The sequence below is a fragment of the Stenotrophomonas sp. 05N37 genome, from assembly GCF_056397365.1.
Window position 1 is genome coordinate 140070 of sequence record NZ_JBFTNG010000005.1, and the last position, 12605, is coordinate 152674.

Here is a 12605-nt window from a genome sequence, read left to right on the forward strand (position 1 = left end):
GCCTGCTCAGCCCTTGATGCACACCACCTGGCGCAGGGTGTGCACCACCTCCACCAGGTCGCTCTGCGCGGCCATCACCGCATCGATCGACTTGTAGGCCGCCGGTGATTCATCGATCACCGCCGCATCCTTGCGGCATTCCACGTGCGCGGTCGCCTCGCGGTGCTGCGCCAACGTGATCTGCTGGCGCGCGGCGCTGCGGCTCATCACCCGCCCGGCGCCATGGCTGCAGCTGTGGAAGCTCTCGGCATTGCCCTTGCCACGCACGATGTAGCTGCGCGTACCCATGCTGCCGGGGATGATGCCCAGCTCCCCGGCGCGTGCGCTGACCGCACCCTTGCGGGTCACCAGCAGCGCCTCGCCCCCGTGCGTTTCGGCCTGCACGTAGTTGTGGTGGCAGTTCACCGCCAGCTTCTCCAGCTGGAACTTCGGCAGCCGCAGGCGCATCTCGGCCAGCACCCGCGCCATCATCGCCTCGCGGTTTTCGCGGGCATAGTCCTGCGCCCACGACACGGCCTGTACGTAGTCGTCGAACAACGGCTCGCCCTGCATGAAGAAGGCCAGGTCCTTGTCCGGCAGGTGGAAACCAAGCACGCGCCGGGCCAGCTGCTCGCGCGCCTGCTCGATGAAGTAGGTGCCGATCAGGTTGCCGGTACCGCGCGAGCCGCTGTGCAGCATCACCCACACCGCCCCGGTTTCATCCAGGCAGATCTCGATGAAGTGGTTGCCGCCGCCGAGCGTGCCGATCTGGCACGCCAGCTTGTCGGTGCGCACGCGCCGGTGGCGCTGCTTGATGGCGTCCAGCCGCTCGACCAGTCCGGAGCGCACGATCCGGCTGTGGATGCTGTCCGGCAGCTGCCGGTGCTCGCCGCCGCGGCCGTTGCCCACCGGCACGCTGCGCTCGATGTCGCTGCGCAGCCGGGCCAGGTTGTCGGGCAGGTCCTCGGCGCGCAGCGTGGTGCGGACCGCCGCCATGCCGCAGCCGATATCCACGCCGACCGCGGCCGGGATGATCGCGCCGCGCGTGGGGATCACCGACCCTACGGTGGCGCCCTTGCCCACGTGCACGTCCGGCATCACCGCCACCCAGGGGCCGACGAACGGCACCGCGGCGATGTTGGCCAGCTGCTCGCGGGCCAGGCTGTCGACCGGCACGCCGCGCACCCAGGCCTTGATCGGGGTAGCGCCTTCGGCGTGAAGAAATTCAAAGTGTGTTTGCGTATTCATCGGGTCATTCCCTTGAGCGCCGGCAGGTGGATTCCCTTCCCCCTGCCGGGCATGTCATGGCTTCATCGTCACCAGCTGCTTCAGCACGCCATCCAGGCCGCCGAACACGGTGAGCTTGTCGATCTTCTCGGTGACCTTTTCCAGTGCCTCCAGCTCCTTGAGCCGCATCAGCACCGGGTTGTCCTCGATCAGCTTGGCGGTGTTGAGCAGCGAGCGCGTGGCATTGGCCTCCTCGCGACGCCGCACCACGTTGGCCTGCGCCTGCTTCTCGGCCTGTACGACGGCATTGAAGATCTCGCGCATTTCACCGGGCAGGATCACGTCCTTGACGCCAACGCCGAGCACCTCGGTGCCCAGGCCGGCCACGCGCGCGCGGACACTGCCCAGGATCTCGGCATCCAGCGCGGCCTTGTCGCCGAGCAGCTCATCCAGCGAGCGCGCCGACACCGCCTGGCGCAGCGCGAACTGCAGCTCGCGGTAGACCTGCTCGCCCACCTTGGCCACGCCGGTACGCGCCGCCACCGGATCGACCACGCGGGTGCTGGCCGACAGGTTCACCCGCAGCGATACCTTGTCGCGGGTCAACAGCTCCTGGCCGCCCACCTCCACGCTGTGCAGGCGCAGGTCCACCACGTCCACCACCACGTTGTTCTGCAGGTTCCAGAACGACGCCGGGCCGGGACCGAGCGTGCATGCCAACTGGCCATCGATGAACACCAGTGCCGCGTGCTGCTCCGGCACATGGGTGGTCACCGTGTAGCGCGACAGCAGACCGATCTGGCGCAGGCGCAGCACCACCTCGGCCGGCACCTGCGGCACCGCCTCCAGGGGCAGCGTCTCTACCCGCACCGGCACCAGCCCACGCCAGTACAACTGGCGCGCGGCCGGGGCCAGCACATCGCGCAGGCGGTCCTGGTAGTACACCAGGCCGATCTGGCGTGGCCCGATATCGGCCAGCAGGAAGGCCTGCTGCAACGACGCATCGTGACGCGCCATCAGCAAGTCGGCATCGGCGCCGTCGTAGCGCGGCGTGCGGATGTCGTGCAGCACGATCGTGCGCTCGCCGCGTGGATCGAACCAGCGGTGGGTGCCGGGGCCGAGCACGGCCTCGAACTGACGATTTCGATACACCAGGCCGCGCTCGCCGTCGCCGATCACGACCTTCCTGGTCCAGAACATGTGCATTCTCCTGTGGGCTCTGGTGGTGGCATCCGGTAGATCGATCGCGCGCCAGCCGGATACCGACCTGGCGCGCGGGGTGCCCCGGTGGGGGCGGAAGAAGGTGGGAGCCCCGCGACGCCATCGCAGCGACGCCGTGGCGCTGTCGGCGTCGTACCCACGAACGCTGCCACCTCGGCAGGCGTGGCAGGGTTGGAGCCGGTGCGCGTCCAGGGCCAGGGCCCGGCGGCGGTAGCGTTGCCCGGCACGCGCTCGCGATGGATTGCGATGCGGCGGCAGGGCGGGGGATCCCGGGTGGGCTTTCGCCCGGGTGCAGCGGCGTGGAGCGGGAATCGAACCCGCGACGACAGGACGTGCCTGCCGCGCTACCAGAGCTGCGCAGTGACATGCCGGAATCGAACCGACCTCCACGGCTCGCGCCGTTGCCTGCACCAGCAGGCGGATGTCGCGTCGGATCCGAGCATCCCGGCATACGCCACGACAACGTCGCGCGCACCAGGCAGGCGGAAAAGCCTGCGCCGTTGAGATAATCGAATTGACGACGCATCAATATCGGGTGACCGATATCAATATGTCATGCACATAATCCCCCGTCGCCCGTGCCCCACACCAGGGCACAGCGCTTGCGCGCCTCGAAACGACACGTCCTTGTGGTCAGGCAGTCCTTGCCCGGGTGTGGACGATGGGGAGATACGGCATGGTGATCCTGGGGTGAGGCGACGCCAACGCAAACGAAAACGCCCCCGGATGCAGCATCCGAGGGCGTTGGCGTGCCTCGGAGATCGGTGACCGATCTCCGTGCAGGAAAGATCAGTCGGTGGTCAGTGCATCTGCTTTCCCCGCGCTGTCGCACAGACGCAGCGCGCTGTGCGCAGCGTGCAGTCGGTTGGCGATGGCGGAGAAACAACGGTGCATGACGGGCTCGGTTGGGTGGATGGGTGCCGCACACTGCGGCGATGGGCGCGAACATTACCGGGGTTTGTTTCAGTCCGCAAGCAGAAAATGAAACTTTTTTATTATCTCGTCGTTTCGCCCGCATCGAAAACGACGCAGCCGCCCTGCGGCGGCTGCGTGTCATCGGCGATGGACGGCGACTCAGTCCTGCTCGGCGCTCGCTGCATCCAGTTGCGCCACGTCCTCGGCCGACAGCCGTACCTGCGCGGCGGCCAGCACGTCCTTCAGCTGCTCGACGCTGGTGGCACTCACGATCGGCGCGGTGATGCCGGGGCGTGCGATCAACCAGGCCAACGCGACCTGGGATGCGCTCGCGCCGTGTTTGCCGGCGATATCATCCAGTGCAGTGAGGATGCGCAGGCCACGCGGGTTGAGGTACTTGTCCACCACGCTGCGCCCGCGTGCGCTGCTCTTGGCCGCATCCTCGGCACGCCGGTACTTGCCGCTGAGGAAGCCGCTGGCCAGCGAGTAATAGCTGATCACGCCCAGGCCCTGCTCGCGGACCAGCGGCTCCAGGCCGGCCTCGTAGCCGCTGCGGTCGTACAGGTTGTACTCCGGCTGCAGCGTCTCGTAGCGGGGCAGCTTGTAGTCGGCCGATACCTTCAGCGCATCGTGCAGGCGGCTGGCGCTGTAGTTGGAGGCCCCGATGGCGCGTACCTTGCCCTGTTCGATCAGGCGCCCGAACGCGGCCAGGGTGGTCTCCAGCGGGGTGGACTCGTCGTCCTCGTGCGCCTGGTACAGGTCGATCACGTCGGTCTGCAGGCGGCGCAGCGAATCCTCCACGGCCGCGGCGATGTTGTCGGCCGACAGGCCCGGGCGCTCGGCCCATTTGGCCACTTTGGTCGCCAGCACCACCTTGTCGCGCTTGCCGCTGTGCTTGAACCACCGGCCCAGGATGGTTTCCGATTCGCCACCGGCATTGCCCGGCACCCATGCCGAGTACGCATCGGCGGTATCCACCAGGTTGAAGCCGGCATCGACGAATGCATCCAGCAGGGCGAACGAGGTCTTTTCGTCTGCGCTCCAGCCGAACACGTTGCCACCGAAGGCGATGGGGGCGACCTGGAGGCCGGAACGACCGAGTTCACGCGTAACAGTCATGGGTGATGTTCTCCCTGGGAATCGTTTCCACAGGATACGGCCGACGTGGTGACAGCGTTGCGGCAACAGGCACAAAACAGTGTTCCGGATTGCTGCGTCGCACTAACGTTTTGTGAACACCTGTACACGGTTGGCTGCTAGTCTCGCGCCATCCCGCTACCGGAAGCCCCGCCGATGAAAGCCCGTTCGTTGACCTGTGCCTGCCTGTTCACCGTCTCCACCCTGATGCTTGCCGCGCCGGCGATGGCGATCAAACCGGCCGGGCCGAACGCGCAGGTCGCGATCACGCCGGCCGTGCAGAAGGCGGTGCAGGACAGTCGCCGCGATCCGGCCAACGTCAAGCGCGATGCGTACCGCCATCCCGCGCAGACGCTGTCGTTCTTCGGCGTCGCGCCGGGCCAGACCGTCATCGAGGTCACCCCGGGCAACGGCTGGTATTCGGAAATCCTGGCCCCGCTGCTGCATGACTCGGGCCGCTACGTGGCTGCCGTGGTCGACCCGATGGCCGTGGCCGAAGGGCGCGGCCGCGACTACCAGCAGCGCAGCCGCGACGGCCTGGAGAAGAAGTTCGCCGGCACCGCCACGCTGTATGACAAGAGCACGATCGTGGCCTACGACCCGAAGGCGCCGACGTTCGGCCCGGCCAATTCCGCCGACGTGGTGCTGACCTTCCGCAACGTGCACAACTGGCGCAGCGCCAACCAGGCCGAGGGCATGTTCAAGGGCTTCTACAGCGTGCTCAAGCCGGGCGGCGTGCTTGGCGTGGTCGAACACCGCGCCAAGGCCGACGTGCCGGCCGATGACAAGACCGGTTATGTCGGCCAGCAGCAGGTGATCGCCATGGCCAAGGCGGCCGGTTTCGAACTGGCTGGCAGCAGCGAGATCAACGCCAATCCGCGCGACACCAAGGACCATCCCAATGGCGTGTGGACGCTGCCGCCGACCAACCAGCACGACAAGGCCGACGAGGCCAAGTACCAGGCCATCGGCGAAAGCGACCGCATGACCCTGCGTTTCGTGAAGCCGGCGCGCTGAGTTCGCCGGGGGATGGGACAATGGCCCATCCCCCGCGTTGTCCCGCCCGATGCTGATCGCCTTCAACAAACCCTTCAACGTGCTGTGCCAGTTCACCGACCGCAGCCAGCCGCCGCGGGCCACGCTGGCCGGTTTCGGCCTGCCGCCGGCGGTGTACGCGGCCGGGCGGCTGGACTACGACAGCGAAGGCCTGCTGCTGCTCACCGATGATGGTGGCCTGGCCCACCAGCTGACCGACCCACGGCACAAGGCCGACAAGACCTACTGGGTGCAGGTGGAAGGCAGCGTCGGGGATGACCAGCTGCAGGCGCTGCGGCGCGGCGTGGAACTCAATGACGGGCCGACCCTGCCGGCGAAGATCGAGCGCCTCGATCCCGCGCCTGCGCTCTGGGTCCGCGATCCACCGGTGCGTTTCCGCAAGACCGTGCCCGACGCATGGCTGGCGATCACCCTGCGCGAAGGCCGCAACCGCCAGGTGCGGCGGATGACGGCGGCCGTCGGTCTACCCACGCTGCGGCTGGTGCGGGTGTCGATGGGCGCGCACGCGCTCGATGACCTGCAGCCCGGCCAATGGCGCGAGATCCGGTAGCGCAGCCAAAAAAAAACCGCCGGGCGTTGCCGGCGGTTTCGATGCGTCAACGCTGACCCGCAAGGATCAGGCGTCGCTGCCGATGTCGCTGTGTTCGTCCACCACGGTGCTGGCGCGACGGTTGCGGGCGCTGATGCGCTGCGCCTGGCCGTCCACCACCTCGCCGTTGGCGAGCTTCTTCTTCTGCTGCTTGCGGTACAGCGCGTAGCCGAGCAGGCCCACGCCCACCGCGGCGGCGGCGATGGTCACGGCCGGATTGCGGCGGACCACTTTCGCGGCGACCTTGCTGCCGGTCTTCACCGCGCCAAGGGCGGCGCCGGTCTTGATCCAGTCGGTGGCCTGCGGGCCGAAGTGGCGCAGGCTGCCGCCGGCATGCTTGAGGCCGTCGCCGGCGCTGCTTGCCAGATCCAGGGCGCGCTCGAGGGCGCGGTCGGTAATCACAGTCAGTCTGCTCATGGGGGGTCCTTTGCTTGGTTCCGATCCAGTGTGGGGCGTGGGCCGTGTAGGGCGTGTTAGCCGCCTGCCACGACCGGACCACGACTGTAGCCGCTTGCCCGGCCACCTGCCGTGGGACCGGATGACGCGGTCAGCCGGCAGCCATGAATGCGACGTTCGCGTCAGGTACCGCGGGGCTTGGCGCGGTGGGTGGCCGTGGCCGTCCACGGATCGTCCGGCCACGGGTGCTTGGGATAGCGGCCCTTCATTTCCTTTTTCACTTCGGCGTAGGTGTTGGCCCAGAAGTTGCGCAGGTCCTGGGTGACCTGCAACGGGCGGCCTCCCGGCGAGAGCAGGTGCAGGGTGAGGGCCACGCGGCCGTCGGCGATGCGCGGGGTGTCGGCCAGGCCGAACAGCTCCTGCAGCTTCACCGCCAGCACCGGGGCCTGCGGGCTGTGGCCGTCGGCGTCGAGCGCGTAGTGGATCGGGCGCTCCATGCCGGAGGGCACGCTGATGCGCACCGGCGCATGCCGGTCCACCGATTGGCGCTGCGCCCACGGCAGGGACGACCTCAGTGCCTCGCCCAGGCTCGCCTCGTCCAGTGCATCCAGGCGCGTCTTGCCGTTGAAGGCCGGCGTCAGCCAGCTGCGCAGGCTGTCCATCAGTGCCGTATCGGAGACGTCCGGCAGGTCGAGCTCGGGCATCCAGGCGCGCAGCGCCAGTGTGCGCGCCTGCCACTGGCGCAGGCCGTCGGTCCACGGCAGCGCATCGATGCCCAGTTCGGCCACGGCCTCGGTCAGCGCCTGCGCGGCGTGCGCCGGATCCACGCGTCCGGCCGAGCGGCTGTCCAGCACGATGCGGTCGAAGCGGGATTCGCGGCGCGCCACCAGGGCACGCTTGTCGGCATCCCAGCGCACCACGTCTTCCTGTTTGAAGCGGGCGGGGAAGTCGCGGCGCAGCCGGTTCTCATCGACCGGTGCGGCCCGCAGAAGCAAGGCATCGCGCGCTTCGTCGCGCAGCTCCACCGCCACCAGCCACGGCTCACCGCGCAGGTCGCTGGGATCGAACAGGCGCGCGCTGCGTCCGTTGGCCAGCAGGTAACGCAGGGGGTCGGTGGGATGGCGTGCGGCGATGCGGTCGGGGAAGGCGTGGGCGAGCAGGTCGCCGAGCCGATGTGCTTCCACCGAGGTCGGTGGCGCCGTCTCGCAGCGCAGGCGGCGGCGCCACTGTTTGCTGGCCGCGTCGATGGTGGCCAGCCCGCCCCGATTGGCCGTGTGCGGTGCACGGCCCTGGCGGAAGGCGGCCAGGGCGCGCCAGCGGGCGGCCAGCGCATCGCCGCCCTGGCGCAGCGGGTCGCGCGCTTCCACCAGTGCGGCCAGGTCGCAGGCCAGCGCCTGCTCCTCGCCGGCGCTGGCGGCCAGCAGCATCGCCGCCAGCCGCGGATGCGTGCCCAGGGTCAGCATGCGGCGCCCCACTGCGGTGAGCCCGCCGCCGTCGCTCAAGGCGCCGAGTCGTTGCAGCAGTTCGCGCGCGGCGGCCAGCGCACCGCTCGGTGGCGGATCGACGAAGCGCAGGTCGTCGCTGCCCCAGGCGGCCAGTTCCAGCGCCAACGAGGCCAGCTCGACCTGGGCGATCTCCGGCCGGCGCTGCGCCTCCAGGCGCTGCGACTGCGGCCACAGCCGCCACGCCCAGCCCTCGGCGACGCGGCCGGCACGACCGGCGCGCTGGTCGGCCGAGGCCTGTGCGATGTTCACCACGTCCAGCCGCGCAAAGCCGCTGTTGGGGTCGTAACGCGGCTCGCGCGCCAGCCCGGCGTCGATCACCACGCGCACGCCGGGCAGGGTGACCGACGATTCGGCCACGTTGGTGGCCAGCACCACCCGGCGCTGGCCCTCGGGATCGGGCTGCAGCACGCGCGACTGCTGCTCCACCGGCAGCTCGCCATGCAGCGGCAGCACCTGCACGGTGGCCGGCAATGCCTGCTCCAGCGCGGCCTGGGTGCGCGCGATCTCGCGCTGGCCGGGCAGGAACACCAGCACGTCGCCGGGATGCTCGGCCAATGCCTGCTCCACCGCGCGGCGCGCCTGCGCCTCCAGCGCTTCCTCGCGGCGTGCAGGGAAATGGCTGATCGCCACCGGAAAGCCGCGGCCTTCGCTGCTAAGGCGCGGCGCGTCCAGGAACCGGGCCAGGCGCTCGCCATCCAGCGTGGCCGACATCACCACGATGCGCAGGTCCTCGCGCAGCTGCGCCTGCACATCCAGCGCCAACGCCAGGCCCAGGTCCGCGGCCAGGTGGCGCTCATGGAATTCATCGAACAGCAGCGCCCCCACGCCCTCCAGCATCGGGTCGTCCTGCAGCATCCGGGTCAGGATGCCTTCGGTCACCACTTCCACGCGGGTGCGCGCGGAGACCTTGTTTTCGAAGCGGATGCGGTAGCCGACCGTGCCGCCGACCTCGTCGCCCAGCTGGCGCGCCATGAACTGCGCAGCGCTGCGCGCGGCGACCCGGCGCGGTTCGAGCATGAGGATTTTGCGGCCCTGCAGCCACGGGGCGTCCAGCAGCGCCAGCGGCACCTGGGTGGTCTTGCCCGCGCCGGGTGGCGCTTCCAGGACCAGCCGCGAGTGGGTGGCCAGTTGCGCGAGGATCTGCGGCAGCAGCGGGGAGATCGGGAAAATCGGCGTGCTCATCGGCCAAGGATACGGGCCGTGGGCGAGGGCGGCGAGACGCGTACGCCGGGGCCGTGCAGGCGGCACGGTAGAATGGGCGGGTTCACTGTCCTGTAGCCCCCCATGCACCTGATCGATATCGGCGCCAACCTCACCCATGATTCCTTCGATCGCGACCGCGATGCCGTGCTGGCGCGCGCGCGCGATGCCGGCGTAGTGCAGATGGTGATCACCGGCGCCAGCCGCGAGCACTCGCCGATGGCACTGGAGCTGGCGCGTCAGCACCCGGGGTTCCTCTACGCCACCGCCGGCGTGCATCCGCACCATGCGGTGGAATACACCGACGAGTGCGATGCGGAGATGCGTGCGCTGCATGCCCATGCCGAGGTGGTGGCAGTGGGCGAGTGCGGGCTGGATTACTTCCGTGATTTCGCCCCGCGCCCGGCCCAGCACCGCGCGTTCGAACGCCAGTTGCAGCTGGCCAGCGACGTGCGGGCTGCCGACGGCGCGCGCAAGCCGCTGTTCCTGCACCAGCGCGACGCGCACGCCGATTTCATGGCGCAGATGAAGAACTTCGATGGCCGGCTCGGCGCGGCGGTGGTGCATTGCTTCACCGGCGAGCGCCAGGAACTGTTCGATTACCTGGACCAGGACTGGTACATCGGCATCACCGGCTGGCTGTGCGATGAGCGCCGCGGCGCCCACCTGCGCGAGCTGGTCCGGCATATCCCGGCCAACCGGCTCATGATCGAGACCGACGCGCCGTACCTGCTGCCGCGCTCGCTCAAGCCGATGCCCAAGGACCGCCGCAACGAGCCGATGTTCCTGTCGCATATCGTCGAGGAACTGGCGCGTGACCGTGGCGAGGATGTCGACGTCACCGCGGCCAACGCAACGGCGGCCACGCGCGCGTTCTTCCGCCTGCCCGACGCAGCCTGATCCCGATGTGCCGGGCCATGCCCGGCAACCGCGCAACGCGCGACAGTGCCTGATCTGGTAGTGCCGAGCCATGCTCGGCAACCGCGCAACGCGCGGCCTACACCGTTCGTATTCAATGCCGGACCCGGTAACGCCGAGTCATGCCCGGCAACCGCGCAACGCGCGACGGTGCCTGATCTGGTAGTGCCGAGCCATGCTCGGCAACCGCGCAACGCGCGGCCCACACCGTGCGTATTCAATGTCGGACCCGGTAACGCCGGCAACCGAGCAACGCGCGACAGTGCCTGATCTGGTAGTGCCGAGCCATGCTCGGCAACCGCGCGACGCGCGGCCCACACCGGGCGTATTCAATGTCGGACCCGGTAACGCCGGCAATCGAGCAACGCGCGACAGTGCCCGATCTGGTAGTGCCGAGCCATGCTCGGCAACCGCGCAACGCGCGGCCCACACCGGGCGTACTCAGTGCAGCGCCCATACTGAAACAGCGGCTACGAAGCCCGCCACCCGGACACCGCACCGAAAAGCCGCCGAGCATGGCCCGGCGTTACGCGGGGGCGGTGACGACCCCGTCGCCGGCTGCCCACGCATCGGCCAGCCCTTCGCGGTAGGTCGGGAATCGCGGCTGCCACTGCAACGCCTCGCGCGTGCCACGGCTGTCGATGCGCTTGTTGCTGCCGTAGAAGCGCCCCAGCGAGGCAGGGACGGCCGGGTCATCCCAGGCCAGCGCGGCAGGCAACGGCAGGCCACTCAGCGCCGCTGCGTACGCCAGCACGTCCTGCGGCGGCGCCGGCTCATCGTCGGCCGGCAGATACAGTGCGTTGCCCTGCGGCCGGCGCATCGCGGCCAGTACCGCACTGGCGAGGTCTTCCACGTGCAGCCGGTTGAATACCTGGCCCGGACGCACGACCTGCCGCGCCTTGCCCTGCGCCAACTGCACCAGCGCGTTGCGTCCGCGTCCGTACAGCGCCGGCAGCCGGAACACCGCCGAGGCCAAGCCGCGCGCCCGCGCCAAGGCCTGCCACTGCTGTTCGGCACGCAGGCGCTTCAGTGCGGTGTCGTCGGTGGCATCGGCCGTCGAGCGCGTGTCGATCCAGCCGCCATCGCGGTCGGCATACACGGCGGTCGAAGAGAGATAGCCCACCCAGCGCAGCGACGGTGCATCGTGCAGCGCCTCGCCGAGCAGCCGTAGCGCAGGATCGCCCTCGGCATCGGGTGGCACACTGCACAGGATCGCGTCGGCCGTTCGGATCGCCTCACGCACGTCCGCATCGATGGCGCATCCCTCGGCCAGGCGATGGCGTGGCACGCCGTCGGCCGGCGCGGTGGCCGGATCGCGCACGGTGCCGCTGCACGCAATGCCATGTGCGTGCAGCAGCGCGGCCAGATGCCGCCCGCCGTAGCCCAGGCCCAGCACCAGCACGCGTGCCGGCGCGGCGTCGGCGGCCATGCTCAGCCCTTGCGCTGCTGCTGGTAGGCCTGCAGGTGCGCATAGGCCACGGCCAGCAGTGGCGCCGCCTGCCCGGCGGCACGCGCGCGGACCAGCATGTCGCCGACGATATGCTCGGCCTCGACCTGCTGGCCGGCCTCCAGGTCGCGCAGCATCGAGGCTTTCAGCGCCGAACCGGCCTGCGTGGTCGCGGTCAGGGCGATCTCGCGCGCCTTGGCGGGAATCGGCTCGCCGGCCGCCTCGGCTACGGCGAGGCATTCGTCGTACAGCCCGCGCACGATCGCCGCGCCGTCATCGGTGGCCACGATCGTGCCTACATCGGCGCGCATCAGGCAGGTCGCCGCCGCCAGCGTGGTCAGGAAGGTGTACTTGATCCACTGCTCCTGGCCGATCGCATCGGTGGCCACGTGGTCCACGCCGGCCTGCACGCAGGCCGCCGCCAGCGCCAGCACCCGTGCGCTGCTGCCGGTGCCGTCGCGCTCGCCGAAGGTCAGCTTGGCCGCAGGCGCCAGATGCACCACCGCGCCATCGGCGGCCTTGGTCGCGCTGATGAAGCACAGCCCGCCCAATACCGCGTCGCGGCCGAAGCGCGCATCCAGATCGGTGTAATGGCGCAGCCCGTTGAGGATCGGCAGCACCGTGGTCCGCGGCCCCATCGCCGGCGCAATGGCCTCGATGGAACTGGCGAGGTCGTAGGCCTTGCAGCTCAGGATCACCAGGTCGAACGGCTGCGCCGCGGCCAGCGCCGGCAGCGCCTCGGCGGTGACGTGCTGTACCGGGAACGTCGCATCGCCGAGCGGGCTGCGGATCACCAGCCCGTCGCCGGCCAGCTGTGCCGCGCGCGCCGGGCGCACCAAGAAGGTGACGTCCACGCCGGCTTGGGCCAGGCGACCACCGAAATAACCGCCGGTACCGCCGGCGCCCAGGATCAGTATGCGCATTGGAATCTCACTGCTGTTGAACGCTCATTGAGGCCATTGTGCCCCTATTCCCGCTGGCCTTGTGGCCAGGCAGGCCCGGATGGACCCGCCGG

Annotated in this window: 10 protein-coding genes and 1 tRNA gene; 3 read left to right on the forward strand and 8 right to left on the reverse strand. The window is 69.5% G+C overall.

The genetic code is table 11. From position 1 onward, the window contains the following. Window positions 1–6: 6 nt before the first annotated feature. The 4 genes from AC1DGC_RS14895 to AC1DGC_RS14910 form a co-directional block, all read right to left on the reverse strand. Complete coding sequence (locus tag AC1DGC_RS14895) at window positions 7–1227, reverse strand: RtcB family protein (protein WP_394163178.1); 1221 nt, start codon at window positions 1225–1227, stop codon at window positions 7–9. A gap of 54 nt (window positions 1228–1281) precedes the next feature. Next, on the reverse strand, window positions 1282–2406 hold the full coding sequence (locus AC1DGC_RS14900; protein WP_478048240.1) for a slipin family protein: 1125 nt from the start codon (window positions 2404–2406) through the stop codon (window positions 1282–1284). A gap of 316 nt (window positions 2407–2722) precedes the next feature. Next, window positions 2723–2797 (reverse strand) — tRNA-Arg (locus AC1DGC_RS14905). Window positions 2798–3501: 704 nt separating this feature from the next. Next, the gene (locus tag AC1DGC_RS14910; RefSeq protein WP_394163182.1) at window positions 3502–4461 is read right to left on the reverse strand and encodes an aldo/keto reductase; all 960 of its coding nucleotides are present in this window, start codon (window positions 4459–4461) and stop codon (window positions 3502–3504) included. 174 nt (window positions 4462–4635) lie between these two features. Here AC1DGC_RS14910 and AC1DGC_RS14915 point away from each other — a divergent pair, with 174 nt between their 5' ends. Together AC1DGC_RS14915 and AC1DGC_RS14920 are read left to right on the forward strand one after the other, a co-directional pair. Then, window positions 4636–5496: a class I SAM-dependent methyltransferase gene (locus AC1DGC_RS14915; protein WP_394163184.1), complete on the forward strand. Its 861-nt coding sequence runs from the start codon at window positions 4636–4638 to the stop codon at window positions 5494–5496. 49 nt (window positions 5497–5545) lie between these two features. Then, the gene (locus AC1DGC_RS14920; RefSeq protein ID WP_478048311.1) at window positions 5546–6085 is read left to right on the forward strand and encodes a pseudouridine synthase; all 540 of its coding nucleotides are present in this window, start codon (window positions 5546–5548) and stop codon (window positions 6083–6085) included. A gap of 66 nt (window positions 6086–6151) precedes the next feature. On the opposite strand, the gene AC1DGC_RS14925 is transcribed toward AC1DGC_RS14920, so the two are convergent. Both AC1DGC_RS14925 and hrpB read right to left on the reverse strand, forming a co-directional pair. Beyond that, entirely contained in the window at window positions 6152–6541 is a 390-nt protein-coding gene (locus AC1DGC_RS14925; protein ID WP_259209551.1) for a hypothetical protein, read from the reverse strand. Between the two features lie 161 nt (window positions 6542–6702). Next, the gene (hrpB, locus tag AC1DGC_RS14930; RefSeq protein WP_478048241.1) at window positions 6703–9207 is read right to left on the reverse strand and encodes an ATP-dependent helicase HrpB; all 2505 of its coding nucleotides are present in this window, start codon (window positions 9205–9207) and stop codon (window positions 6703–6705) included. 102 nt (window positions 9208–9309) lie between these two features. On the opposite strand from hrpB, the gene AC1DGC_RS14935 reads away from it, so the two are divergent. Further along, the gene (locus tag AC1DGC_RS14935; protein ID WP_478048242.1) at window positions 9310–10125 is read left to right on the forward strand and encodes a TatD family hydrolase; all 816 of its coding nucleotides are present in this window, start codon (window positions 9310–9312) and stop codon (window positions 10123–10125) included. Window positions 10126–10669: 544 nt separating this feature from the next. Here AC1DGC_RS14935 and AC1DGC_RS14940 read toward each other — a convergent pair. Beyond that, a complete protein-coding gene (locus tag AC1DGC_RS14940) occupies window positions 10670–11572 on the reverse strand; it encodes an NAD-dependent epimerase/dehydratase family protein (RefSeq protein ID WP_478048243.1) in 903 nt (300 codons plus the stop codon). A gap of 2 nt (window positions 11573–11574) precedes the next feature. After that, window positions 11575–12519: a 2-dehydropantoate 2-reductase gene (gene panE, locus AC1DGC_RS14945; protein WP_394163291.1), complete on the reverse strand. Its 945-nt coding sequence runs from the start codon at window positions 12517–12519 to the stop codon at window positions 11575–11577. Between the last annotated feature and the right edge of the window lie 86 nt (window positions 12520–12605).

Excerpts from the sequence above, each read along its gene's own strand:
- AC1DGC_RS14895 (WP_394163178.1), bottom strand. The coding sequence starts at position 1,227 with ATGAATACGCAAACACACTTTGAATTTCTTCACGCCGAAGGCGCTACC.
- AC1DGC_RS14900 (WP_478048240.1), bottom strand. The coding sequence starts at position 2,406 with ATGTTCTGGACCAGGAAGGTCGTGATCGGCGACGGCGAGCGCGGCCTG.
- AC1DGC_RS14910 (WP_394163182.1), bottom strand. The coding sequence starts at position 4,461 with ATGACTGTTACGCGTGAACTCGGTCGTTCCGGCCTCCAGGTCGCCCCC.
- AC1DGC_RS14915 (WP_394163184.1), top strand. The coding sequence starts at position 4,636 with ATGAAAGCCCGTTCGTTGACCTGTGCCTGCCTGTTCACCGTCTCCACC.
- AC1DGC_RS14920 (WP_478048311.1), top strand. The coding sequence starts at position 5,546 with ATGCTGATCGCCTTCAACAAACCCTTCAACGTGCTGTGCCAGTTCACC.
- AC1DGC_RS14925 (WP_259209551.1), bottom strand. The coding sequence starts at position 6,541 with ATGAGCAGACTGACTGTGATTACCGACCGCGCCCTCGAGCGCGCCCTG.
- hrpB (WP_478048241.1), bottom strand. The coding sequence starts at position 9,207 with ATGAGCACGCCGATTTTCCCGATCTCCCCGCTGCTGCCGCAGATCCTC.
- AC1DGC_RS14935 (WP_478048242.1), top strand. The coding sequence starts at position 9,310 with ATGCACCTGATCGATATCGGCGCCAACCTCACCCATGATTCCTTCGAT.
- AC1DGC_RS14940 (WP_478048243.1), bottom strand. The coding sequence starts at position 11,572 with ATGGCCGCCGACGCCGCGCCGGCACGCGTGCTGGTGCTGGGCCTGGGC.